Source organism: Pseudomonas sp. FBCC-B1565 (genome assembly GCF_059133265.1).
In genome coordinates this window covers 1296010-1319894 of sequence record NZ_CP101438.1, presented here as the reverse complement: position 1 = coordinate 1319894, position 23885 = coordinate 1296010, and the positions used below count along the sequence as shown (strand labels likewise).

20 protein-coding genes and 1 pseudogene are annotated in these 23885 nt (G+C 59.8%); 12 read left to right on the top strand and 9 right to left on the bottom strand.

All coding sequences use genetic code 11. The features are described 5' to 3' along the window. On the top strand, positions 1-579 hold the full coding sequence (locus NL123_RS06230; RefSeq protein ID WP_058423278.1) for a cob(I)yrinic acid a,c-diamide adenosyltransferase: 579 nt from the start codon (positions 1-3) through the stop codon (positions 577-579). Between the two features lie 125 nt (positions 580-704). Here NL123_RS06230 and NL123_RS06225 read toward each other — a convergent pair whose 3' ends face one another. The 3 genes from NL123_RS06225 to secA form a co-directional block, all read right to left on the bottom strand. Then, positions 705-1649, bottom strand: coding sequence for a Nudix family hydrolase (locus tag NL123_RS06225; protein WP_248484045.1), 945 nt, complete (start codon positions 1647-1649; stop codon positions 705-707). Positions 1650-1662: 13 nt separating this feature from the next. Beyond that, positions 1663-2880 (bottom strand): bifunctional glutamate N-acetyltransferase/amino-acid acetyltransferase ArgJ, encoded by a 1218-nt coding sequence (argJ, locus tag NL123_RS06220; protein WP_065889944.1) that lies wholly within the window; start codon positions 2878-2880, stop codon positions 1663-1665. A 123-nt stretch (positions 2881-3003) separates the two neighbouring features. Beyond that, the gene (secA, locus tag NL123_RS06215; protein ID WP_248484047.1) at positions 3004-5739 is read right to left on the bottom strand and encodes a preprotein translocase subunit SecA; all 2736 of its coding nucleotides are present in this window, start codon (positions 5737-5739) and stop codon (positions 3004-3006) included. 305 nt (positions 5740-6044) lie between these two features. On the opposite strand from secA, the gene NL123_RS06210 reads away from it, so the two are divergent. After that, positions 6045-6500, top strand: a complete 456-nt coding sequence (locus NL123_RS06210) for a DUF721 domain-containing protein (protein ID WP_494357419.1) — start codon at positions 6045-6047, stop codon at positions 6498-6500. 4 nt (positions 6501-6504) lie between these two features. Here NL123_RS06210 and NL123_RS06205 read toward each other — a convergent pair whose 3' ends face one another. Then, a complete protein-coding gene (locus NL123_RS06205; protein WP_494357418.1) occupies positions 6505-7983 on the bottom strand; it encodes a helicase HerA-like domain-containing protein in 1479 nt (492 codons plus the stop codon). A 204-nt stretch (positions 7984-8187) separates the two neighbouring features. Here NL123_RS06205 and NL123_RS06200 point away from each other — a divergent pair. Together NL123_RS06200 and NL123_RS06195 are read left to right on the top strand one after the other, a co-directional pair. Then, positions 8188-9171 (top strand): annotated as a pseudogene (locus NL123_RS06200) (cache domain-containing protein); the annotation flags it as partial. Between the two features lie 141 nt (positions 9172-9312). Beyond that, positions 9313-10077, top strand: a complete 765-nt coding sequence (locus tag NL123_RS06195) for a methyl-accepting chemotaxis protein (RefSeq protein WP_375166131.1) — start codon at positions 9313-9315, stop codon at positions 10075-10077. A 257-nt stretch (positions 10078-10334) separates the two neighbouring features. On the opposite strand, the gene purU is transcribed toward NL123_RS06195, so the two are convergent. Continuing rightward, complete coding sequence (gene purU / locus NL123_RS06190; RefSeq protein ID WP_010208067.1) at positions 10335-11183, bottom strand: formyltetrahydrofolate deformylase; 849 nt, start codon at positions 11181-11183, stop codon at positions 10335-10337. A 349-nt stretch (positions 11184-11532) separates the two neighbouring features. Between purU and mvaT the strand changes: the two genes are divergently transcribed. After that, positions 11533-11907, top strand: a complete 375-nt coding sequence (gene mvaT, locus NL123_RS06185; protein WP_016970296.1) for a histone-like nucleoid-structuring protein MvaT — start codon at positions 11533-11535, stop codon at positions 11905-11907. A gap of 89 nt (positions 11908-11996) precedes the next feature. Here mvaT and sbcB read toward each other — a convergent pair whose 3' ends face one another. Then, positions 11997-13424, bottom strand: a complete 1428-nt coding sequence (sbcB, locus tag NL123_RS06180) for an exodeoxyribonuclease I (protein ID WP_494357417.1) — start codon at positions 13422-13424, stop codon at positions 11997-11999. A 167-nt stretch (positions 13425-13591) separates the two neighbouring features. On the opposite strand from sbcB, the gene NL123_RS06175 reads away from it, so the two are divergent. The 6 genes from NL123_RS06175 to NL123_RS06150 are packed head-to-tail and all read left to right on the top strand — an operon-like array spanning position 13592 to position 20274. Then, entirely contained in the window at positions 13592-14284 is a 693-nt protein-coding gene (locus NL123_RS06175; RefSeq protein WP_058423285.1) for an RDD family protein, read from the top strand. Beyond that, a complete protein-coding gene (locus tag NL123_RS06170) occupies positions 14281-15261 on the top strand; it encodes a stage II sporulation protein M (RefSeq protein WP_494357416.1) in 981 nt (326 codons plus the stop codon). Before NL123_RS06175 ends, NL123_RS06170 begins: the two co-directional genes overlap by 4 nt. Then, positions 15248-16774 (top strand): DUF4129 domain-containing protein, encoded by a 1527-nt coding sequence (locus tag NL123_RS06165; protein WP_494357415.1) that lies wholly within the window; start codon positions 15248-15250, stop codon positions 16772-16774. The genes NL123_RS06170 and NL123_RS06165 overlap by 14 nt, the downstream gene beginning before the upstream one ends. Next, the gene (locus NL123_RS06160) at positions 16774-17943 is read left to right on the top strand and encodes a DUF4350 domain-containing protein (RefSeq protein ID WP_494357414.1); all 1170 of its coding nucleotides are present in this window, start codon (positions 16774-16776) and stop codon (positions 17941-17943) included. Before NL123_RS06165 ends, NL123_RS06160 begins: the two co-directional genes overlap by 1 nt. Continuing rightward, on the top strand, positions 17940-18935 hold the full coding sequence (locus NL123_RS06155; protein ID WP_494357413.1) for an AAA family ATPase: 996 nt from the start codon (positions 17940-17942) through the stop codon (positions 18933-18935). The genes NL123_RS06160 and NL123_RS06155 overlap by 4 nt, the downstream gene beginning before the upstream one ends. 7 nt (positions 18936-18942) lie before the next feature. Beyond that, positions 18943-20274: a DUF58 domain-containing protein gene (locus tag NL123_RS06150; RefSeq protein ID WP_248484066.1), complete on the top strand. Its 1332-nt coding sequence runs from the start codon at positions 18943-18945 to the stop codon at positions 20272-20274. 77 nt (positions 20275-20351) lie between these two features. Here NL123_RS06150 and NL123_RS06145 read toward each other — a convergent pair whose 3' ends face one another. Together NL123_RS06145 and NL123_RS06140 are read right to left on the bottom strand one after the other, a co-directional pair. After that, positions 20352-20711 (bottom strand): PilZ domain-containing protein, encoded by a 360-nt coding sequence (locus NL123_RS06145; protein WP_248484068.1) that lies wholly within the window; start codon positions 20709-20711, stop codon positions 20352-20354. Between the two features lie 227 nt (positions 20712-20938). Further along, complete coding sequence (locus NL123_RS06140; RefSeq protein WP_494357412.1) at positions 20939-21313, bottom strand: tetratricopeptide repeat protein; 375 nt, start codon at positions 21311-21313, stop codon at positions 20939-20941. 173 nt (positions 21314-21486) lie between these two features. On the opposite strand from NL123_RS06140, the gene pyk reads away from it, so the two are divergent. Next, on the top strand, positions 21487-22938 hold the full coding sequence (pyk, locus tag NL123_RS06135; protein ID WP_058423290.1) for a pyruvate kinase: 1452 nt from the start codon (positions 21487-21489) through the stop codon (positions 22936-22938). A gap of 184 nt (positions 22939-23122) precedes the next feature. On the opposite strand, the gene NL123_RS06130 is transcribed toward pyk, so the two are convergent. After that, the gene (locus tag NL123_RS06130; RefSeq protein ID WP_494357411.1) at positions 23123-23872 is read right to left on the bottom strand and encodes an enoyl-CoA hydratase-related protein; all 750 of its coding nucleotides are present in this window, start codon (positions 23870-23872) and stop codon (positions 23123-23125) included. Positions 23873-23885 lie beyond the last annotated feature (13 nt).

Sequence of the window (23885 nt, the reverse complement as noted above, 5' to 3'; positions counted from 1 at the left end):
ATGGGCTTTCGCCTGTCGAAGATCTACACCCGTACCGGCGACAAAGGCGAAACCGGCCTGGGCGACGGCCGCCGTGTGCCCAAGGATCACCCACGGGTGGAGGCCATCGGTGAGGTGGATACGCTGAACAGCCAGTTGGGATTGTTACTGGCCAATCTTGAAGAACAGAGCGGCAAACATCCGGAACTGAAGGATGTGATCGAGGTGCTTACGCCGTGCCAGCATCGCTTGTTCGACCTGGGGGGCGAGTTGGCGATGCCAGTGTACAAGGCGCTGAATGCGGCGGAAGTGGATCGGCTGGAAGCAGCAATTGATCGCTGGAATGAAGAAGTGGGATCGCTAGAGAACTTCATCCTGCCCGGTGGCTCGGCGTTGATCGCCCAGGCCCACGTGTGCCGCAGCCTCGCGCGCAGTGCAGAGCGGCGGTGCCAGCAGTTGAATGCGGTCGAGCCGTTGGAAGGCGTGGGGTTGGCGTACATCAATCGGTTATCGGACTTGTTGTTTGTGGCGGCGCGGGTAATTGCAAGGCGCCAGGGCGTTGCTGAGGTTTTATGGCAGGCTGCCGCTAAACCCCACTGATTATTCAGCGCCTGATCTGACGCCTTCGCGAGCAAGCCCGCTCCCACATTTGACCGCATTCCAACGGTAGAACTCGGTCGAATGTGGGAGGGGGCTTGCCCCCGATAAGGCCGGTCAGAACAGCCTCAAATCTCAGGCCAGAACGCGCGAATCCCTGCCACACCTTGGGCCCCAGCCTCCCAAGCCTTCTCCCGCTCGGCGGGTCCAACCCCGCCCAACAGAAACACCGGCTTGCTGAACCCGGCGATCAACGCCGCTACCTGCTCCCAGCCCAACGGCTGCGCATCAGGATGGGTCTGGGTCGGCTGCACCGGCGACAGCGTGACAAAATCCACGTCCATCATTTCTGCCAGTGCCAACTCCTCAGCGTTATGGCAGGAAGCAGCCAGCCAGCGATCCTTCGGCAGCGGACGCCCCTTGCTGGCGTACTTACGCAGTTGCGCCGAGGTCATGTGCCAACCGGCCGCAGGAAAATCCCCCAGCCATTCAAACGGCCCCTTGAGCATCAACTGGGCCTTGCCCGCGCACAGGCCCACCGCATCCACCGCAAGGTCGCGGTATTTGGGGTCGTAGCCGTTGGGCGCACGCAGTTGTACCAACTTGATGCCGCCAGCAATGGCTTTCTGGATACCCCGCAGTAACGTCGGGGTTTCCAGTTCGCCCGGGGTGATCAGGTACTCGGCAGGCAAGCGCGCAGCCGCAACGATCGGCGCGTTGGCCGCCGGGAACTCGTAGTTGAGCAGCTCCCGAGGCGCCACCCATTCCAGCGGTTGCCCTTCGGCGCCATGGGGCTCACCGGTAAACGCCGAGACTTCCCAGACATCCAGCAACACCTGTTTGTCCGGATAGTCATGCTGCACCTTGATCAGCGGCCGCGCCGTGGTGACCTCGATGCCCAGCTCTTCCTGCAATTCGCGGGACAGCGCGCCGGCGACCGATTCATCGGCTTCCACCTTGCCCCCGGGGAATTCCCAGAGGCCGCCCTGGTGCTGGGTATCGGCGCGGCGCGCCAGCAGGATTTTGCCGTCGACACCGCGGATCACCGCTGCTGCTACATGCACTCGTTTCACCGCGCTTATCCTCTTAGGTACGGTATTCCGCGTTGATCTTCACGTACTCGTGGGACAGGTCGGTGGTCCAGATGGTTTCGCTGCACTCGCCGCGACCCAACTCGATACGGATGGTGATTTCTTCCTGCTGCATCACCGCCGAACCCTGGGCTTCGGTGTAGGTTTCGGCACGGGCGCCACGGCTGGCGATGCACACATCGCCGAGGAACACGTCGATCTTGCTCACATCCAGGTCTGGCACACCGGCACGACCGACGGCCGCCAGGATACGGCCCCAGTTCGGGTCAGAGGCGAACAACGCAGTCTTGATCAGTGGCGAGTGAGCCACGGTGTAACCCACGTCCAGGCATTCCTGGTGGTTGCCGCCGCCGTTGACTTCAACCGTGACGAACTTGGTGGCACCCTCGCCGTCACGCACGATGGCCTGGGCCACGTCCATGCACACTTCGAATACCGCCTGCTTCAACGCGGCGAACAACGGGCCGCTGGCCTCGGTGATTTCCGGCAGGTTGGCCTGGCCGGTAGCGATCAGCATGCAGCAGTCGTTGGTCGAGGTGTCGCCATCGATGGTGATGCGGTTGAACGACTTGTTGGCACCGTCCAGGATCAGGCTGTGCAGCACGTCGCGGGAGACTTTGGCATCGGTAGCGATGTAGCCGAGCATGGTGGCCATGTTCGGACGGATCATGCCCGCGCCCTTGCTGATACCGGTCACGGTGACAGTCACGCCATCGTGCACGAACTGGCGGCTTGCGCCTTTTGGCAGGGTGTCGGTGGTCATGATGCCGGTGGCGGCGGCGGCCCAGTTATCCACAGACAGGTCGTCCAGCGCGGCTTGCAGCGCGCCTTCGATTTTCTCGACCGGCAACGGCTCACCGATCACACCGGTGGAATACGGCAGGACCTGGCTGGCGTCCACGCCGGTCAGTTGGGCCAGCTTGGCGCAGGTGCGCGCAGCCGCCACCAGGCCAGGCTCGCCGGTGCCGGCATTGGCGTTGCCGGTGTTGGTCAGCAGGTAGCGGATCGTACCGGCCACGCGTTGCTTTGCCAGAATCACCGGCGCAGCGCAAAACGCGTTGAGGGTAAACACACCGGCGACGGTCGAGCCTTCGGCGCAACGCATCACGACTACATCCTTGCGCCCAGGGCGCTTGATGCCGGCCGAAGCGATACCGAGTTCAAAACCGGCAACCGGGTGCAACGTGGGCAAAGGACCAAGACCAACAGCCATGAATGCGCTCCTTAAAAATGGGTGATGTCTGTGCCGTCGTGAGCGACGGTGAAATTAATGGCAAAACGCCGCGACGGCAGGAGCCGGTCGCGGCGCAGGGTGTTGCAGCGTCAGGCGAAAATCTTATTCGATCTGGCCGTGGCAGTGTTTGAACTTCTTGCCCGAGCCGCAATAGCACAGCTCGTTGCGGCCCAGCTTCTGTTCGTTGCGCACCGGGCTTTGAGCCAGGGCCACATCGACCTCCTCACCCAATACCTCAGGCGCTTCCAGGCCTGGCGCTTCGTCGTGCTGGAACTGCATGCGCGCAGCCAGTGCCTCGGCTTCCTGACGCAGGCGAGCTTCTTCCTCGATCGGGTCTTCGCGACGCACCTGAACGTGGGACAGCACGCGGATGGAATCGCGCTTGATCGAATCCAGCAGCTCGGAGAACAGCGTGAACGACTCGCGCTTGTACTCCTGCTTCGGGTTCTTCTGGGCGTAACCCCGCAGGTGGATGCCGTGACGCAGGTGGTCCATGGTCGACAGGTGGTCTTTCCACAGGTCGTCCAGCACGCGCAGAACGATTTGCTTCTCGAAGGTGCGCAGTGCTTCGGCACTCGCCTGCTCTTCTTTCTCGTTGTACGCGGCCAGCAATTCGGCCATCAGTTTTTCACGCAGGGTTTCTTCGTACAGGTGGTCGTCTTCGTCCAGCCACTGCTGGACTGGCAAGTCGACACCGAAGTCGCTCTTCAACGCCGCTTCCAGGCCGGCAACATCCCACTGCTCTGGCAAGGACTGTGGCGGAATGTGTGCGCTGACGGTGGCGTTGAGCACGTCCTGACGGAAGTCGGCGATGGTCTCGCCAATGTTGTCGGCGGCCAGCAACGTGTTACGCATGTGATAGATCACTTTACGCTGTTCGTTGTTGACGTCATCGAACTCGAGCAGTTGCTTACGAATATCGAAGTTGCGGCCTTCAACCTTGCGCTGGGCCTTCTCGATGGCGTTGGTCACCATGCGGTGCTCGATCGCTTCGCCGGACTGCATGCCCAGGGCCTTCATGAAGTTCTTCACGCGGTCCGAAGCGAAGATGCGCATCAGGCTGTCTTCCAGGGACAGGTAGAAGCGGCTGGAACCGGCGTCACCCTGGCGACCGGCACGGCCACGCAGCTGGTTGTCGATACGACGCGATTCATGACGCTCGGAGGCGATCACCTGCAGGCCACCGGATTCCAGCACGGCCTGGTGACGCTTCTGCCAATCGGCCTTGATCTGGGCGATCTGCTCAGGGCTCGGGTTTTCCAGGGCCGCGACTTCCACTTCCCAGTTGCCGCCCAACAGGATGTCGGTACCACGACCGGCCATGTTGGTGGCGATGGTCAGTGCGCCAGGGCGACCGGCCTGGGCGATGATCTCGGCTTCTTTTTCGTGGAACTTGGCGTTGAGGACCTTGTGCTCGATGCCTTCCTTATTGAGCAGGTTGGACACGTGCTCGGAAGTCTCGATGGTAGCGGTGCCCACCAGGATCGGACGGCCCTGGGCCATACCGTCCTTGATGTCGTTGATGATTGCCGCGTATTTCTCTTCGGCCGTCAGGAACACCAGGTCATTGAAGTCTTTACGAGCCAAAGGCTTGTTCGGCGGAATGACCATCACAGACAGGCCGTAGATCTGGTGGAATTCGAACGCTTCAGTGTCGGCCGTACCGGTCATCCCGGACAGTTTGTTGTACAGACGGAAGTAGTTCTGGAAGGTGGTGGACGCCAACGTCTGGCTTTCAGCCTGGATGTTGAGGTGCTCCTTCGCTTCGATGGCCTGGTGCAGGCCCTCGGACAGACGGCGGCCCGGCATGGTACGACCGGTGTGCTCGTCGACCAGCACGACCTGGCCGTCCTGCACGATGTACTCGACGTTGCGATGGAACAGCTTGTGGGCACGCAGGCCGGCATACACGTGGGTCAACAGGCCCAGGTTGTGCGCCGAGTACAGGCTTTCACCCTCGGCCAATTCGCCGATCTGGGTCAGCATCTCTTCGACGAACTGGTGACCGGCTTCGTTGAGTTCGACCTGGCGGGTCTTCTCGTCGATGCTGAAGTGACCTTCTTTGGTCACCACGCCTTCGACTTCCTCGATGTGCTGCTCCAGACGCGGAATCAACTTGTTGATTTCGGTGTACAGGCGCGAGCTGTCTTCGGCCTGGCCGGAGATGATCAGCGGGGTACGGGCTTCGTCGATGAGGATGGAGTCGACTTCGTCGATCACGGCAAAGTTGAGTTCGCGCTGGAATTTTTCATCCATGCTGAACGCCATGTTGTCGCGCAGGTAGTCGAAACCGAATTCGTTGTTGGTGCCGTAGGTAATGTCGCACGCGTAGGCAGCGCGCTTCTCTTCCGGCGGCTGGAATGGCGTAACGACGCCAACGGTCAGGCCGAGGAATTCATAGAGCGGGCGCATCCAGTTAGCGTCGCGGCGGGCCAGGTAGTCGTTCACCGTCACCACGTGCACGCCCTTGCCGGACAATGCGTTGAGGTAAACGCCCAGGGTTGCCACCAGGGTCTTGCCTTCACCGGTACGCATTTCGGCAATCATGCCTTCATGCAAGGTCATGCCGCCGATCAACTGGACGTCGAAGTGGCGCATGCCCATGACACGCTTACCGGCTTCACGGGCGACCGCAAAGGCTTCGGGAAGCAGCTTGTCGAGGGTTTCACCTTTGGCTATGCGGGCCTTGAACTCTTGGGTCTTGGCGCGCAATTGCTCGTCCGAAAGGGCAACCATCTGCTCTTCGAAGGCATTGACCAGCTGCACCGTCTTGAGCATGCGTTTGACTTCGCGCTCATTCTTGCTTCCAAAAAGTTTCTTTAACAAAGGCGCAAACATATCGGCAGGTTCTTCCACACATAGGGATGGAGGGCGCACCGTGAGTGGCCCGAGCAGCCCTCACGGCCGCATGCGAACGCGCATTCTACCCGGAATCGTGGGGGAGGAAAGTGGCGTTGTTCCCCGATGCTGGCATGGTGCTGTGAGAGGGCCTGTTTAAAATAAGGGCTTTTACCGGAACTTCAACCCATGGAGCGCAGAAGTTACCGATTGATTTCACGCACAAAAGCCCATGGATGCTTTGCCTGGGGAGATGCAGACGCTTTCTGCTAAGATGGCGGCTCTGTTACTTAAGGTGTCCAACAATGGCATTTCGCCCCTCGCCAGCCCGCGCGCCTGCCGTGTTGCTTCGCGATGCCAAGCCGCTGAAAGCCATCTTTGGCCATGCGCAACGCCTGGGCCATCTGCAACGCCTGCTCGAAAGCCAACTGCAACCGGCCGCGCGCGAACACTGCCGCGTGGCGTCCTGGCGTGAAGGCAACCTGCTGCTAATTGTCACAGATGGGCACTGGGCGACACGTCTGCGTTATCAGCAAAAACGCCTGCAACGTCAATTGATAGCGTTTGATGAATTCGCCGGTTTGACGCGCATTCAGTTCAAGGTACAACCGCCCACCACCCTGCCTGGCGTGGTGCAGCACACTCATGACCTCTCGACGAATGCCGCCGAAACCATTCAGGCAACGGCCGACGGGATCAGCAACCCGGCCTTGCGCGCAGCCCTTGAGCGACTGGCAGCCCACGCCAGGCCCAAGCCCTGAGTCTCTATTTGCGCTTGCTGCCGCCCAGTAACGACCCCAACAAACCACGTACCAGTTGCCGCCCCATCTGATTGGCGGCCTGCTGCATCGCCGATTTCAGCGCCTTGCCTGCCGTGGTGCCCAGAAACGCACCGGCCCTGTCGGTAAAACTCGGCTCGTCGGTAGTCGGCTTGGTCTCTTCGGTCGGGCCAAGCTCCTTGCGTGACATCAGCACTTCGTAAGCGGATTCCCGATCAATCGGCTTGTCATAACGGCCTTGCAGCGGCGAACTGGCGACCAACGCGGCGCGTTCGGCTTCGCTGAGCGGCCCGATGCGTGATTGCGGCGGAGCAACCAAAACGCGATGGACGACTTCCGGCGTGCCTTTTTCCTGCAAGGTGCCCACCAACGCCTCACCCGTGCCCAGCTCGGTCAGTACCGACAAGGCATCGAATGCTGGATTGGGCCGAAACCCCTCCGCGACGGCACGCAGGGATTTCTGTTCCTTGGTGGTGAACGCCCGCAAGCCATGCTGGATACGCAGACCGAGCTGGGCCAGCACGCTGTCCGGCAGGTCGCCCGGCGATTGAGTGACAAAATACACACCGACGCCTTTGGAGCGAATCAGCCGCACCACCTGTTCCAGGCGCTCCTGCAAGGCCTTGGGCGTATCGGCGAACAACAAATGTGCCTCATCAAAAAACAGCGCCAGCAGCGGTTTTTCGGCATCACCACGCTCGGGCAGTTGCTCGAACAACTCCGCCAACAGCCACAGCAGGAACGTCGCGTATACCTTCGGTGCCTCGTGCACCAGACGGCTGGCGTCCAGCAGATGGATGCGCCCGCGTCCATCACCAGTGGGCTGCAGGATATCTTCCAACTGCAGGGCCGGCTCACCAAACAAGGCTTCAGCCCCCTGTTGTTCCAGCACCGCCAGGCGCCGCAAGAGGGCCTGGCTGGATCCGGTGGTCATCAGCGCTGCGTCTTCGCCCAGCAATTCCGGGTGATAGCGCAGGTGGTTAAGCAGTGCCTTGAGGTCCTTGAGGTCCAGCAGCAGCAAGCCTTCGCGATCCGCCACCTTGAACGCCGCGTAAAGCGCTGACTGCTGGCTGTCAGTAAGTTCCAACAGGCTACCGAGCAACAACGGGCCCATTTCGCTGATGGTGGTGCGCAATGGATGGCCGGACTGCCCGTGGATATCCCACAGCGTGACCGGATAAGCCTTGGCCGTGTAATTCAGGAAAGGCATGCCGGCGATGCGCTCGGCGACCTTGCCTTGCGGATTCGCCGCAGCGCCGAGCCCGCATAGGTCCCCCTTGATGTCCGCGGCAAACACCGCCACGCCGGCGTCACTGAAGGCTTCCGCCAGGCGTTGCAATGTAACGGTCTTGCCCGTGCCGGTGGCACCGGCGATCAACCCGTGGCGATTGGCCAACCGCATGGCCTGGGCGATGGGCTGGCCGGAAAGGTCGGCACCGATAAGCAGTTGCGAGGAGTCAGGCATTTCGTCACCCATGGTTAATCTTTAGTGTTGCCAAGTCGATACAGGCAGATGTAAGACCCACAAAGTCTAAAAATAGGTCAGATAGTTCCTACATGGACCACCGGAGCTATCACAAGAAGTATCACACCTTTTTTGACGCTGTCATTTTGCGCATCCCACAAGGACGCGCTTTGGATATTAAGACCTTAGCGGACCCTACAAGCCATGAATAAAAATCTGCGCTTCAGCCACAAAATCCTGCTTGCAGCCTCCCTTATCGTCATCGCGGCTTTCGCGCTGTTTACCCTTTACAACGACTACCTGCAACGCAACGCCATTCGCGACGACCTCAACAATTACCTGCATGAAATGGGCGACGTCACCGCCAGCAATATTCAAACCTGGCTCACCGGGCGCATTGCCCTGGTGGAGAACGCCGCACAAAACATCGCCATCAACCCCGAGCCTTCCGCAGTTGCCAGCCTGCTGGAGCAGAAAACCCTGACGTCCTCATTCATGGCGACCTACGTCGGTGACAGCCAGGGCGCCTTTACCATCCGCCCCGACACCAAGATGCCGGACGGCTTCGACCCGCGTGTGCGGCCCTGGTACAAGGGCGCCCAGAGCAGCAACGGCTCAACCCTGACCGAACCCTATATCGATGCCGCCACCGGCAAGTTGATCATTTCCGTTGCCACCCCCAGCACCCGGGATACTCAGAGCATCGGCGTAGTGGGCGGCGACCTGAGCCTGCAAACCCTGGTGGATAACATTGGCGCGCTGAACTTCGGCGGCATGGGCTATGCGTTTCTGGTCAGCGCCGATGGCAGAGTATTGGTACATCCGGATAAAAACCTGGTGATGAAGACCCTGGCCGATGTGTATCCGAAAAATACGCCAAAAATCAGCGCCGATTTCAGCGAAGTCGAGGCCAACGGCAAGGCCAACATCGTGACCTTCATACCGATCAAGGGCCTGCCTTCGGTGAACTGGTACCTCGGTATTTCAGTAGATAAAGACAAATCCTTCGCCATGCTCAGCGAGTTCCGCACCTCGGCGGTCATCGCCACGGTGATTGCGGTGGTGATCATCATCGCCCTGCTGGGCATGCTGATCCGCGTATTGATGCAACCTCTGCATGTCATGACCCGCGCCATGCAGGACATCGCCGATGGCGAGGGGGACCTGACGCGCCGCCTGACCATCCAGAATCATGATGAATTCGGCACGCTGGGTAACGCCTTCAACCGCTTCGTGGAGCGCATTCACACATCGATCAGCGAAGTGTCCTCAGCCACCGAACAGGTGAATGAGGTAGCACTACGGGTGGTCAGCGCGTCCAACTCGTCGATGGTCAACTCCGACGAGCAGGCCAACCGTACCAACAGTGTCGCCGCCGCCATCAATGAATTGGGCGCCGCCGCCCAGGAAATTGCGCGCAATGCCGCGCAAGCCTCCCATCAGGCCAGCGATGCCCGGCACCTGGCTGAGGACGGCCAGCAAGTGGTCGAGCGCAATATCAAGGCGATGAATCAGCTTTCAGCGATGATCAGCGCGTCCAGCAGCAATATCGAAGCGCTTAACAGCAAGACGGTGAACATCGGCCAGATTCTCGAAGTGATCACCAGCATTTCCCAGCAAACCAACCTGCTGGCACTGAACGCCGCCATTGAAGCGGCGCGTGCCGGGGAAGCGGGCCGTGGGTTTGCGGTGGTTGCCGATGAAGTGCGCAACTTGGCGCATCGCACGCAGGAGTCCGCGCAGCAAGTGCAGAAGATGATCGAGGAGCTGCAAGTCGGCGCCCGGGATTCGGTCAGCACCATGAGTGAAAGCCAGCGCCACAGCCTCGACAGCGTGGACATCGCCAACCTGGCCGGCGAGCGCCTGAACAGCGTGACCCAGCGCATCGGCGAGATCGACGGCATGAACCAGTCGGTCGCCACTGCCACGGAAGAACAGACTTCAGTGGTGGAGTCGATCAACATGGACATTACCGAGATCAACACCCTCAATCAGGAAGGGGTGGAAAACCTGCAGTCCACGCTGCGAGCATGTGCCGACCTTGAGCAACAAGCGGCACGGTTGAAGCAGTTGGTCGGTAGTTTCCGGATCTGATCAGAAGTCCTCGGGCTCGGACTTGGCCTGCTCTTGCTCCCACAACTCGGCGGCACCGGGAAATTCGGTGCCGTCCTCGCTGCTCAGGTCATCCGGGTCATATCGGCTCAAACAGCCCTCCCCTAAGGTTGCCGGGGCTTTTGACGTGGCTTTGTCCAACGGATCATTCATCGCTCAATCCTCAAGGGCACGCAAAGAAAAAGGGCCCGGAACGATTTAACGCCCAGGCCCTTCATTCTTCAATCACAACAGGTCGGTCAGAACACCACCGTCTTGTTGCCGTGCACCAGCACGCGGTCTTCCAGGTGGTAGCGCAGGCCACGGGCCAGGACCATCTTCTCGACGTCGCGGCCGAAACGCACCATGTCTTCAATGCTGTCGCTGTGGCTGACACGCACCACGTCCTGCTCGATGATCGGGCCGGCGTCCAGCTCTTCGGTGACGTAGTGGCAAGTCGCGCCGATCAACTTCACACCCCGCAGGGAAGCCTGGTGATACGGCTTGGCCCCTACGAACGACGGCAGGAAGCTGTGGTGAATGTTGATCACCTTGCCGGCGTATTCGCGGCACAGTTCCGGCGGCAGGATTTGCATGTAGCGCGCCAGCACCACAACGTCAGCCTCGTGTTGCTTGACCAGGCGGGAGACCTCGGCGAACGCCGGCTCCTTGTCCTGCGGGTTGACCGGCACGTGGTAATACGGGATGCCGTGCCACTCGACCATGCTGCGCAGGTCGTCATGGTTGGAAATCACGCAAGCGATCTCGCAGTCCAGCTCATCGCTGTGCCAGCGGTGCAGCAAATCGGCCAGGCAGTGGGATTCGCGGCTGGCCATCAACACCACGCGCTTTTTCTGCTCGGTGTCGGTGATGTGCCAGGTCATCGAAAACTCTTCAGCGATCGGCGCAAACGCGTCACGGAAGGCATCAAGACCAAAAGGCAGCGAATCGGCACGAATCTCGTGACGCATGAAGAACCAACCGCTGAGATTGTCCGAGTGATGACTCGCTTCGGTAATCCAGCCGTTGTGGGAGGCCAGAAAGTTACTGACTTTGGCAACGATGCCGACCCGGTCCGGGCAAGCAATCACCAGCCGAAAAGTGCGCATTAGGGGGAAACTCCAGAACTTCGCAAAGGCCGCCATTCTAGCGATTGCGCAGGAAAACTGCAGTATTCGTTAACGTTTATTCTGATCGCCGGCCCCAGCTTTGTCCCTTAATAGCCTATGGTTTTACCACCCTTATATGAATCTGTGCGGCATACCACGGCTGTTCCCGCTTTTCCAAGCAGATTATCTCTGGGTCTACGCCCTAGTAATTAACTCGAATGCATAGCATTGCTACAAACATTCAAAGTAATTCACATAAATGCGAGCTTAAATGTTTACTTGAGGAAACCGCCTGACTATTATTGGGCCACTATCCCTGTCAATCAGCGCTCTACATAAGGTAGTCCACATGTCTCTGATCAACGAATACCGTGCCACCGAAGAAGCTATCAAAGAGCTGCAAGCCCGTTTGAAGAACCTGTCCCAAGACGACAAACTGCAAACCGAGCTGGAATTCGAAGGTAAATTGCGTGCCCTGATGGGTGAATACTCCAAATCCCTGCGTGACATCATCGCGCTGCTGGATCCAGAGTCGAAAGTTAAAGCTCCACGCGGCGCCGTAAAAACTACCGGTACCAAGCGTGCCCGCAAAGTCAAACAGTACAAAAACCCGCACAACGGCGAAGTGATTGAAACCAAAGGTGGCAACCACAAAACGCTGAAAGAGTGGAAAGCCAAGTGGGGCGGTGACGTGGTTGAAGGTTGGGCTACCCTGCTGGGCTAAGCCTCATCAGGTTTGCGCCTGACCCGTGACACATTAAAAACGCCAGCTTGCTGGCGTTTTTTATTGTCCGCATAGTCTGCGAAAACCGACTACAGATTCATTCTGGTCGCTAGAGCGTCCGCATACTCCTGCCATTGGTCCAGCACCTGAGACTGGAACGGTGTAGCACTAACAGCAAACTCAAGCCGAGCCTGTTTAAACGCATCAAGGGTATTCGGCGCGTCCCATTCCGGGCTCGACAAACGTTGCTGACAGAAAAGTTTCCAGCGCAGTTGCTCCTCGCTGTTCAACGTATCGGGGAAGTTGCGCGCTCGGTAGCGGAATAATAATTCAGGCAAACGCTCGTCATCAAAAGGCCACTGCTGGCGCGCTAATTGCGCAGGCTCAGCGGTCCGGACTTGTTCACATAAACGCCGGTCACGGTCTCCGATAAAACCGTCGTAAAGCTGTTGCTCAGGATCCGAACTCGGCGTGAAGTCTTCGTGCGCGTAAATGACCGCCAACTTATCGCGCCAAAGTTCCTGTGCGTCAGTTAGCCGCAGCGCCCGTTCCTGAAAAATATTCATGTCCAAGTGCAGACGCTCACGATCTTCTGCGCGCAGCACATTCAAGGGCGCCACCACGGGGCAGCGGTTGATATGCACCAATTTGAGGGGGACCGGCAATTCACCGTCGGCGAGATCGTCACGACGGGTATAGAGGCGCTGGCGCAAGGCCTCGGCATCAAGGTCCAGCAGCCCCTGCGGATCGAGTCCGAGGTCACAGACGATCAATGCATTGCGATTACGCGGATGCCATGCGAGCGGCAGCACAACACCCAGGTAATGACGTTCGGCAGAAAAACGCCCGGAAATATGCACCATTGGCTGCAGCAGACGCACCTGGTCCATTACCCGTTGCTTGCTGCGCAGCTGAAACAGCCATTCATACAACTTGGGCTGTTTCTCACGTACCAGCCGAGCCAACGCAATCGTGGCACGCACATCGGACAACGCATCGTGCGCCTGACCATGGTCGATCCCATTGGCTTCGGTCAGACGCTCCAGCTTGAGCGTGACGCGCCCATCCTGCTGCGGCCATTCAATGCCCTCCGGGCGCAGGGCGTAGGCCGTGCGGACCACGTCGATCAAATCCCAGCGACTGTTACCGCCCTGCCATTCTCGTGCGTAGGGGTCGAAAAAATTGCGATAGAGGCTGTAGCGCGTCATCTCGTCATCAAACCGCAGCGTGTTGTAACCGGCACCGCACGTACCGGGGGCGGCCAGTTCAGTGTGCACCCGAGTAATGAAGTCGGCCTCGGCCAAGCCTTTTTCCGCGAGTATTGCGGGCGTGATACCAGTGATCGCACACGCGATGGGGTGCGGCAGGATATCGTCGCTGGGCTGGCAATAGAGATTGACCGGCGAGCCGATCTCGTTGAGTTCGAGGTCGGTACGAATGCCGGCTACCTGAAGCGGGCGATCGCTGCGCGGATTGATGCCGGTGGTTTCATAGTCGTACCAGAAAATGGAGGTCACGGGCTGTTCCTGTACTGAAGATCGACAAAGTCTAGGCGCTGAAAGGCTTCCGCGACCAGCACCAAATACACTGTACAAACACCCAGCAAAACCTTGAATGGTTGCTTCCATCCCCGACACTGCTAGCATCCGTGTCTTCCTGTCACTCTGCACTGCCAAGGATCGCGATGCCGTCAGCCCCATTGGACACCCGCTACCAGATCGAGACCCCGGAGGGCATCGACCTGCCCCTGCGTCCGGCCGGCCTGGTGCCGCGCGTGCTCGCCTTTGCCTTCGACCTAGGTGTACGCGGGGTGATCATGGGCGTTCTGTTGGTGCCATTGGCTTTGCTTGGCAACGTCGGGATCGGCCTGGGAGCGCTGCTGCTGTTTTTGATCAGTTGGTGGTACATGGTGCTGTTCGAGGTGCTCAACCAGGGTTGCTCACCCGGCAAGCAGGTTATGGGGCTGCGTGTCGTACAAGATGACGGCACTCCGATTGGCTGGTCCGCTTCACTGATTCGTAACCTGCTGCGGTTTGTGGACATGCTGCCGTTCGGCTACTGCCTTGGCGCGATCAGTTGCCTGCAGCACCCCCACTTCAAGCGCCTGGGCGACCTGGCCGCCGGCACACTGGTGATCTACCGGGAACAACCGCTGGTACGGCCCCAGATTCCTCAAGCAACAGCCCTGCGCTTGCCCTTTGCCCTGGATTTGAGCGAACAACGGGCGATCCTTGGTTTTGCGGAACGCCAAGGGGAACTGTCCACCGAGCGTGTTCACGAATTGGCCTCGATTCTCGCCGCGCCCTTGCAGGTATCCCCCGCCCGCGCTGCGGAACAACTCAATGGCGTGGCCCGCGGCCTGCTGGGGCCGACATGAAACAGAGCCTTTTCGAAAGCCGTCACCAACGCCAATGGCAAACCTTCGCCGAGCAGCTCACACAGTTGGAGCAAGGGCAGGCCAAAGCCGCTGAAGTGGCCGATTTCCCTCATCAATATCGACGCCTGTGCCAGCACCTGGCCCTGGCCCAGGAACGTGGCTACAGCAGCTACCTGGTAGACCCATTGCAACAACTGGCCCTGCGCGGCCACCAACAACTCTACCGTCATCGCAGCCAACTGGCGGCGAATGCGCTGAGCTTTGTACTCGCCGATTTTCCTCGGCTGGTACGGGAACAGTGGCGTTTCGTGCTGATCGCCAGCCTGCTGTTCTTCGGCAGCCTGGTGGGTATTGCCCTGCTGGTCTACCTGTTTCCCGACCTGATCTACAGCATCGTCAGCCCGCAACAGGTGGCCGAGATGCAGGCCATGTACGACCCTGATGCAAGCCGCCTGGGCCGCGCCGCCGAGCGTGCATCAAGTGAAGACTGGATAATGTTCGGCTACTACGTGATGCACAACATCGGTATCGCGTTCCAGACGTTTGCCGCCGGTTTATTGTTCGGCCTGGGCAGCGTGTTCTTTCTGATTTTCAACGGGCTCATCATCGGTGCGGTCTCCGGTCACCTGACCGAGATCGGCTATGGCCAGACCTTCTGGTCATTCGTCATCGGCCATGGCGCATTCGAACTGACCGCGATCGCCCTCGCCGGTGCCGCAGGCTTGCAGTTGGGGTGGGCACTGATCGCCCCTGGACAACTGACCCGTGGTGAATCATTGCGGCTGGCTGCACGCAAGAGCGTGCGAATGCTGTGCGGTGTCATGCTGTTTCTGCTGATCGCAGCTTTCATCGAGGCATATTGGTCATCCACCACCGTGATAACCCCGTGGATCAAATACCTGGTGGGCGCTGTTCTGTGGCTGCTGGTGGGCACTTACCTGGGCTTTGCCGGAAGGAATCGCCATGCGCCTGACTGATGTCAGTGTGGTCATCCGGCCGCGTACTGCCTGGGAAGCCATGGATCTTGGCGCCTTGATGGCACGGGAGCATCGCGTGCTATTGATGGGCAGTTGGGCGTTGGTCACCCTACCTGTGTTCGCCTTGCTTACAGCCCTGCTGTGGCAGTATCCGTCCACCGCCATATTTCTGTTCTGGTGGCTCAAGCCGGCCTTCGACCGCTTGCCGCTGTACATTCTGTCCAAGGCCCTGTTTGGTGAAACGCCCACTATCAAGCACGCTGTGCGCCAGTGGCCGCGCCTCCTCAAGGGTCAACTGCTGGCCAGCCTGACCTGGCGACGGCTCAGCCTGAGCCGCAGCTTTGAAATGCCGGTTAGCCAACTCGAAGGCCTGGACGGCCCGGCACGCCAGAAACGCCTGGGCGTGTTGCAGCAACGCAATGCCGGAGCCGCACGCTGGCTCACCATCATCGGGATGCACCTTGAAATCGGCCTGTGGTTCGGCTGCATGGCACTGTTCTATCTGTTCATCCCGCAAAACCTCGAGATGGATTGGGACTGGCAACGCCTGTTATTGGCGACAAGCTCGGAAGGGTTGTGGCTGGAACACTTGGGCAACGCGTTCTATGCCCTGCTACTGGTGTTTTGGGAGCCCATCTATGTCGCCTGCGGCTTCAGCCTCTACCTTAATCGTCGCACCGTATTGGAAGCCTGGGACTTGGAGCTGGTATTCCGACGCCTGCGTCAACGCTTGAGCAATGTGGCACCGATGTTGTTACTGATGATCGGACTGATGCTGCTGCCTCTCAGCCTTCCCGTCATGGCCGATGCTTCCAGCCCCTCCAAACCACTGAGCACTCCGAGCGCGAGTCAATCCATCAAATCGCTGCTGGACAAGCCGCCCTTCAAAAACCCGGAAACCGTGACCCGTTATCGGTTTGGAGAAGAAAAGCCAGCCGGTAAAAACAAAACGCCCAATAACGGCAGACTTCCCGATTGGCTGAAGGCCCTGCTGGACAACCTCAACAGCAATACCTTCAAGCACATCGCCCAAGGCCTGGAAATTCTGCTGTGGAGCGTGTTCATTGGTAGCCTGATCATGCTTGTGTGGCGCTATCGCGAGTGGTTGCGCACCTTTGTCAGCAGACGCGGGCCGCGCAAGACAGAGGCTGTCAAACCGCTGCCCACGCAGTTGTTCGGCCTTGAACTGGGCACCGAAACCTTGCCCGACGACGTTGCCGGCGCCGCCGAACACCTATGGGCCACCCACCCCAGGGAAGCCCTCGGCCTGCTGTACCGAGGCCTGCTCAGCCGGTTGTTGCATGATTTCAACCTGCCGTTGAAAGACGCTGATACCGAAGGCCAGGTCCTGGCACGTGTACACCAGTTGCAACACCCCCAACTGCTGGCCTTCAGTGATGAGCTGACCCGGCATTGGCAAAACCTCGCCTATGGTCACCACCTCCCAGCGCTCCCTGCCCAGCAGAAACTATGCAGTGATTGGCGCGCCCTGTTCAGTCCAGGGAGCAACTGATGAATCGTCCATTACTGTGGGTGGGGTTATTGCTGGCATGCCTGCTTGGAGCGGGCGGTTACTACGTGTGGAGCAAGGCGATTCCCTATGACGAAGTGGTGGATCGTGGTCCTTCGCCGGAGGCACTGGCCAATCCCTATCTGGCGGCCGAACACTTTCTGCGTCAACAAGGCCTCACCGTAGAACACGCCAATAGCCTGAAACGGCTGGGCACCCTGCCTTCCAAAGGCAACAGCCTGCTGCTGCTCGGCGAACGCAGTAACCTGTCACCACGCCAGGTAGAACAGTTGCTGGCGTGGGCCAGATCCGGCGGTCATTTGCTTGTGGTCGCCGAGGCGCTGTGGGATGAAGAGACAGGCAAAAGCGGCGACCTGCTGCTCGATCGCCTGCATATTCACCAGACCTTGAGTGACGAGCCTGAAGAATCTGCCACTTCCGTCAAGAAGCCCTCGAAGAAGAAAGCCCCGGACCTGACCAAGCTCTATGTCGACAATGAAACCGCATCGGCTTACTTCAGTTTCGACACAGATTTCAACCTCACCGACCCCAGGCACCTGGCTCAATTTTCCGCCAACAGCGCGAGGGCCAGCCACCTGATGCAGCTTGACCTCGGGGAAGGCCGCGTCACAGTGATCACGGACAGCGACCTGTGGAAAACCCCGAACATCGGAAAGCACGACAATGCCTGGCTGCTCTGGTACTTGAACCAGGACACCGCCGTGACCTTGCTGTTCAACAGCGATTTCGACGACCTGCTTAGCTTGCTGATGCGCTATTTCCCCCAAGCCCTGGTCGCACTCGTTGCCCTCGTCGCCTTGGGACTTTGGCGTGCCGGCGTGCGTCAAGGCCCGATCCAGCACCCCGCTTCCCCTGCTCGTCGCCAACTGCAGGAACATCTGAAAGCCAGTGCCGACTTCCTGCTGCGCCGCAGCGGCCAAGGCACACTGCTGCAGACTTTGCAGCGCGATATCCTGCGTGCGGCCCGACGCCGTCACCCCGGCTTTGAACACCTCGACAACGCAGAACAGTGCCGGGTGCTTGAACACCTGACGCGCCAACCCCCTCACGTGATCAACCAGGCCCTTGGCCCACTCCCGGCAAAACGGCTTTCCAGCGCCGACTTCAGCCGGCAGGTGGCGTGCCTGCAAACCCTCAGGAATGCCTTATGAGTGATTTCCCAAGCGCCACTGCCTTGACCCGCGAATCCCTGCAACGCGCCACTGGGCAAGCTCAAGCCCTGCGAACCGAGTTGCGCAAGGCGGTGATTGGCCAGGACGCGGTGATCGACGATGTCCTGACCGCACTCATCGCTGGCGGCCATGTGCTGCTCGAAGGTGTGCCGGGGCTGGGTAAAACCTTGCTGGTACGTGCCTTGGCACGCTGCTTCGAGGGCGATTTCGCACGTATCCAGTTCACCCCGGACCTGATGCCCAGCGATGTCACCGGCCACGCCGTGTACGACCTGCACACCGAACAATTCAAGCTGCGCAAGGGGCCGGTGTTCACTCATCTGTTACTGGCCGACGAAATCAACCGTGCCCCGGCCAAGACCCAGGCGGCCTTGCTTGAGGCCATGCAGGAGCGGCAGGTGACCCTCGAAGGCGAGGCGCTGCCCATCGGCCAACCGTTCATGGTACTGGCAACCCAGAATCCCATCGAACAGGAAGGCACCTACCCCCTGCCAGAGGCGGAACTGGATCGCTTCATGCTCAAGGTGCGCATGGATTACCCCGACGCGCAGCAGGAACTGGACATGGTGCGCGAAGTCACACGCTCGTCGCGGGCCGACATGCTGGATGTACACCCATTGCGCACGGTGTTGCAGGCCGAAGATGTGCTGCAACTGCAGCAGGTTGCCAGTGACCTTGCCCTGGACGAACAGGTGCTCGACTATGCCGTGCGCCTGGCGCGCGCCACCCGTAACTGGCCAGGCCTGGCGATCGGTGCTGGCCCACGGGCGTCCATTGACCTGGTACGCGGCGCCCGCGCCCGCGCCTTGTTGCGCGGTGGTGAGTTCGTCACGCCGGATGACATCAAGGAATGCGCCCTGGCAGTACTGCGTCACCGCGTACGTATCGCGCCAGAGTTGGATATAGAAGGGCTGGAGGTCGACCAGGTGCTCAGGCAATTGCTCGATCAGATTCCGGCACCTCGGCAATGACTCGCCTATGAAGCCGACCCGTCTGCTGTTGAACTGGCTCGGCGCATTGCTGGGTCTGGGCATCCTGCTGGGCACTGCGGCAGCGTTGCAGCTCACAGTATCGGACACCTTGCACTCACTCGTCTGGGGATTACTCCTGGCGTTGTTGCTGTTGGCCATGCTGGACGCCGTACGAGGGCATCGCCGCCCCTCTCCGCGTATACAACGACAGATGCCCGGCAGCCTGGCGTTGGGGCGCTGGGGCGAAATCCGCCTGGCCCTGGACCACGACTTCCCACAGCCGCTGACGGTGCAGGTATTCGATCATGCCCCCGACGGGTTGAGCGTGGAGAACATGCCTCAGTCCATAACCTTGTATCCCGGTGAACGCTGCGAACTGGGCTACCGTCTTCGCCCCCTGCGGCGCGGGCATTTCAGTTTCAGCCGCTGCGAAGTTCATCTGCCCAGCCCCATGGGGCTATGGTCTGCACGACGCTATATCGAGGTGAACGACACCACCCGCGTCTACCCGGATTTCGCCCGACTGTACGGCGCCCAACTGCTGGGCGTAGACAACTGGTTGAGCCAATTGGGCGTTCGTCAACGCCAACGGCGTGGGTTGGGGCTGGAGTTTCATCAGTTGCGCGAGTTTCGCGAAGGCGACAGCCTGCGCCAGATCGACTGGAAAGCTACTGCCCGACAACGCACCCCCATCGCCCGTGAATACCAGGATGAGCGCGACCAACAAATCGTGTTCATGCTTGACTGCGGGCGGCGCATGCGCAGCCAGGATGACGAACTGTCTCACTTTGACCATGCTCTCAACGCGTGCCTGCTGCTCAGCTACGTTGCCTTGCGCCAAGGCGATGCCGTGGGGCTGTGCACCTTTGCCGGTGACCAGTCGCGCTACCTGGCGCCGGTCAAGGGCAGTAGCCAGTTGAACCTGTTGCTCAATGCGGTGTACGACCTGGACACCACCCGACGCACTGCCGATTACCAGGCGGCGGCAAGCCAACTGCTGGCCCGGCAGAAGCGTCGAGCCTTGGTCATTGTGGTGAGTAACCTGCGGGACGAGGACGATGAAGCACTGTTGACTGCCGTCAAACGCATCAGTCGCCAACATAAGGTGCTGGTGGCCAGCTTGCGCGAGGAGGTACTCGACCAACTGCGCCATACCCCTGTGCAAACCTTGCCCGAAGCCCTGGCCTACAGCGGCACCATCGACTACCTCAACACACGGGATGAGTTGCATGACCGCCTGAGCGCGCACGGTTTGTCCGTGCTGGACACCTTGCCCTCTGAGCTGGGCCCCGCATTGGTGACACGCTACATGGGTTGGAAAAAAGCCGGGACCCTCTGAGGAGAAAGGTTCTGAAAAGAAACACTCGACCACGGCAGGGCATAAAGCCCCTGAACCGGGTCGAGAGCAGGTTGCCGCTAAGCCGAAGCCTGCAAAGGATCAAAACTGAAGTAATGCAACAACACGTTGATCAATTGCCCATACTCCTCCGGGGCCTGCTGCACACTGAACCCGGAGTCGTAATGCTGGGGGTTGATATCTTCGTGACTCCACAGGCAGGTAGCCGTGAGATCAATTGGATGGAAGGTGCCGTCAGCCTCCGGAATCTTCAAGCGCAGCTCGAAATCCACGTCGACCATCATGGGCAATTGGCTGATCAACATCAGCCCATCTTCCGATACATTGCCCAAAAAGCCGATGGGCTTATCGGTGAGTCGGTTAAACACTTGCAGGAAATAAGGTAGCTGATGCCGCTCGATCCGTCGGTCGGTAAACATGGTGAGATCGCCATCCAGTGGCCATAACTGCGGCCGTGCCAGTGATTCGGAACGAGAAAATAACGCCCGCTCTCCATGGATCTCGGTACGACAACAGGCAATAGTCCGCCGCCAGAACAGCTACCGAATCCGGGCCCCACATTCGTTTGCATGGAAACTTGTACAAACGAACATCCAAAGGATAGCCCAAGACTGGCAACAGGCCAGTTATGAAATGACGAATATCATCACAACGAAGCGGGACGTGGCTGAGCGACACTTGCACCGGGGTAATGCCCCAGCTGCTGCAAGGTATCGAGCCTTGCGCGAGCCCGATAGGCGTACTCACTCGACGGGTACTGATTGATGATGAATTGATAGGTCTGCACCGCATCAACGAACAGTTTTTGCCGCTCCAGGCATTGCCCGCGCAACATCGAGACCTCCGGCTGCACATAGCGGCGCGAACGGCTTTCACGGTCGACCTGGGACAATTCCAGGGTGACACGCTCACAATCACCGACCTTGTAGGCGCGGTAGGCATTGTTCAAATGATGGTCCATCGACCAACGGGTGCAGCCGACAACACTGACGGCCAGGGCAGCAACGAGCAAAATTCGCATGAGGGTTCTCCTGTCTTGTGCAGTGTATCGACCCCTCGTCGAAAATCTTCAAGGATGTTCGTATTCAGCCGCAGCGAAAACAAGTCAATCATCGATAAGTAGTGCAAACGAACAATGACTACAACGAAAGAGCATAGTAGCCTTCCTCAGCGCTTGAACTCAGGAGTCTGTGCATGTCCGTCCGTCGTACCAAAATCGTCGCCACCCTTGGCCCGGCCAGTAACTCGCCGGAAGTCCTCGAACAGCTGATTCTGGCTGGTTTGGACGTTGCCCGTCTGAACTTCTCCCACGGCACCCCGGACGAGCACAAGGCTCGCGCCAAGCTGGTGCGTGACCTGGCTGCCAAGCACGGCCGCTTCGTGGCACTGCTGGGCGACCTGCAAGGCCCGAAAATCCGTATTGCCAAATTCGCCAACAAGCGGATCGAGCTGAAGATCGGTGACACCTTCACCTTCTCCACCAGCCACCCGCTGACCGAAGGCAACCAGCAAGTCGTGGGTATCGACTACCCGGACCTGGTCAAGGACTGCGGCGTCGGCGACGAACTGCTGCTGGACGATGGCCGCGTGGTCATGCGCGTCGATACCGCCACCGGCACCGAGCTGATCTGCACCGTGACCATCGGCGGCCCGCTGTCCGACCACAAAGGCATCAACCGTCGTGGCGGTGGCTTGACGGCACCGGCCCTGACTGAAAAAGACAAGGCCGACATCAAGCTCGCCGCTGAAATGGAAGTGGACTACCTCGCCGTGTCCTTCCCGCGCGACGCCGCCGACATGGAATACGCCCGCAAACTGCGCGACGAAGCCGGCGGTACCGCCTGGCTGGTGGCGAAGATCGAACGCGCCGAAGCCGTGGCCGACGACGAAACCCTCGACGGCCTGATCAAGGCTTCCGACGCGGTGATGGTTGCCCGTGGCGACCTGGGCGTGGAAATCGGTGACGCCGAGCTGATCGGTATCCAGAAGAAGATCATCCTGCACGCACGCCGCCACAACAAAGCGGTGATCGTGGCGACCCAGATGATGGAGTCGATGATCCAGAACCCGATGCCGACCCGCGCCGAAGTGTCCGACGTGGCCAACGCCGTGCTCGACTACACCGACGCTGTGATGCTGTCGGCCGAAAGCGCCGCCGGCCCGTACCCACTGGAAGCCGTGCAGGCCATGGCGCGTATTTGCGTCGGCGCCGAAAAGCACCCGACCAGCAAGACCTCCAGCCACCGTATCGGCAAGGTGTTCGAAAGCTGCGACCAGAGCATCGCCCTGGCCGCCATGTACACCGCCAACCACTTCCCGGGCGTTAAAGCGATCATCGCCTTGACCGAAAGTGGCTACACGCCGTTGATCATGTCGCGCATCCGTTCCTCGGTGCCGATCTACGCGTTCACTCCGCACCGCGAAGCCCAGGCCCGCGCGGCACTGTTCCGTGGCGTGTACACCATTCCGTTTGATCCGGCTTCGCTGGCACCGAACGAAGTCAGCCAGAAGGCAATCGACGAGTTGGTCAAGCGCGGTGTCGTGGAGCAAGGCGACTGGGTCATCCTGACCAAGGGCGACAGCTACCACACCACCGGTGGCACCAATGGCATGAAGATCCTGCACGTGGGCGACCCGCAGGTCTGAGTGACACGCTGAAAAACAAAAGCCCCGCCATGAAAATGGCGGGGCTTTTTGCATTTCAGGGAAGCTGTTGTGTGATGCCAAAGGACCTCATCGGGGGCAAGCCCCCTCCCACCTTTTGACCGCGCTGCCTATCACATGTGGGAGGGGGCTTGCCCCCGATGAAGCCCGATCAACCACCACACGTTCATCGCCGGGTGATAAACGCTGACAACGCCGCAATCGCCTCAGGCGACTTCAACCGTTGGGTGAACAAAGCGCCCTCCTCCTCGATCACCTGACGCAACTGCTCACGATCCACACTCTTCATCAACTGCTTGGTGACCTGCACCGCCCCCGGCGCCAGGGTCTCGAAACGCACGGCCACTGCCCGAGCCTTGGCCAACGCCGCCTCGCCACTGCCCAGCGCTTCGGTGGCAAGCCCCCACGCCGCTGCCTGTTCGCCGCTAAACCCCTCGCCCAGCAGCAGCAATTCGGCGGCTTTCGCGTGCCCCAGCAACCTCGGCAAAATCAGGCTGGACCCGAACTCCGGACACAGCCCCAGGTTGACGAACGGCATGCGCAGCCGCGCATCGCGGCTGATATACACCAAGTCACAATGCAGCAGCAGGGTTGTGCCAATCCCCACCGCAGCCCCCGCCACGGCAGCAATCACTGGCTTTCTGCAATTGAGCAGGCTTTTCATGAAGTGAAACGGTGGGCTGTCGAGGTCGTTGGGCGGCTGTTCGAGAAAATCGCTGATGTCGTTGCCGGCCGTGAAACACTCATTGCTGCCCTGGATCAGCACGCAACGGATATCCGCGTCCGCGTCGGCGTGCTCCAGTGCATTGGCCAATTGCGTGTACATGGCACGGGTCAAAGCATTTTTCTTGTCGGGACGGTTGAGCTGCAGGATCAGCAGCCCGCGTTCGCGCACCTGTTGGATGGTATCGGTCATGACGAGTCTCGCG

Excerpts from the sequence above, each read along its gene's own strand:
- NL123_RS06230 (WP_058423278.1), top strand. The coding sequence starts at position 1 with ATGGGCTTTCGCCTGTCGAAGATCTACACCCGTACCGGCGACAAAGGC.
- argJ (WP_065889944.1), bottom strand. The coding sequence starts at position 2,880 with ATGGCTGTTGGTCTTGGTCCTTTGCCCACGTTGCACCCGGTTGCCGGT.
- secA (WP_248484047.1), bottom strand. The coding sequence starts at position 5,739 with ATGTTTGCGCCTTTGTTAAAGAAACTTTTTGGAAGCAAGAATGAGCGC.
- NL123_RS06210 (WP_494357419.1), top strand. The coding sequence starts at position 6,045 with ATGGCATTTCGCCCCTCGCCAGCCCGCGCGCCTGCCGTGTTGCTTCGC.
- NL123_RS06205 (WP_494357418.1), bottom strand. The coding sequence starts at position 7,983 with ATGCCTGACTCCTCGCAACTGCTTATCGGTGCCGACCTTTCCGGCCAG.
- NL123_RS06195 (WP_375166131.1), top strand. The coding sequence starts at position 9,313 with ATGGTCAACTCCGACGAGCAGGCCAACCGTACCAACAGTGTCGCCGCC.
- purU (WP_010208067.1), bottom strand. The coding sequence starts at position 11,183 with ATGCGCACTTTTCGGCTGGTGATTGCTTGCCCGGACCGGGTCGGCATC.
- mvaT (WP_016970296.1), top strand. The coding sequence starts at position 11,533 with ATGTCTCTGATCAACGAATACCGTGCCACCGAAGAAGCTATCAAAGAG.
- NL123_RS06175 (WP_058423285.1), top strand. The coding sequence starts at position 13,592 with ATGCCGTCAGCCCCATTGGACACCCGCTACCAGATCGAGACCCCGGAG.
- NL123_RS06170 (WP_494357416.1), top strand. The coding sequence starts at position 14,281 with ATGAAACAGAGCCTTTTCGAAAGCCGTCACCAACGCCAATGGCAAACC.
- NL123_RS06165 (WP_494357415.1), top strand. The coding sequence starts at position 15,248 with ATGCGCCTGACTGATGTCAGTGTGGTCATCCGGCCGCGTACTGCCTGG.
- NL123_RS06160 (WP_494357414.1), top strand. The coding sequence starts at position 16,774 with ATGAATCGTCCATTACTGTGGGTGGGGTTATTGCTGGCATGCCTGCTT.
- NL123_RS06155 (WP_494357413.1), top strand. The coding sequence starts at position 17,940 with ATGAGTGATTTCCCAAGCGCCACTGCCTTGACCCGCGAATCCCTGCAA.
- NL123_RS06150 (WP_248484066.1), top strand. The coding sequence starts at position 18,943 with ATGAAGCCGACCCGTCTGCTGTTGAACTGGCTCGGCGCATTGCTGGGT.
- NL123_RS06145 (WP_248484068.1), bottom strand. The coding sequence starts at position 20,711 with ATGTTTACCGACCGACGGATCGAGCGGCATCAGCTACCTTATTTCCTG.
- NL123_RS06140 (WP_494357412.1), bottom strand. The coding sequence starts at position 21,313 with ATGCGAATTTTGCTCGTTGCTGCCCTGGCCGTCAGTGTTGTCGGCTGC.
- pyk (WP_058423290.1), top strand. The coding sequence starts at position 21,487 with ATGTCCGTCCGTCGTACCAAAATCGTCGCCACCCTTGGCCCGGCCAGT.
- NL123_RS06130 (WP_494357411.1), bottom strand. The coding sequence starts at position 23,872 with ATGACCGATACCATCCAACAGGTGCGCGAACGCGGGCTGCTGATCCTG.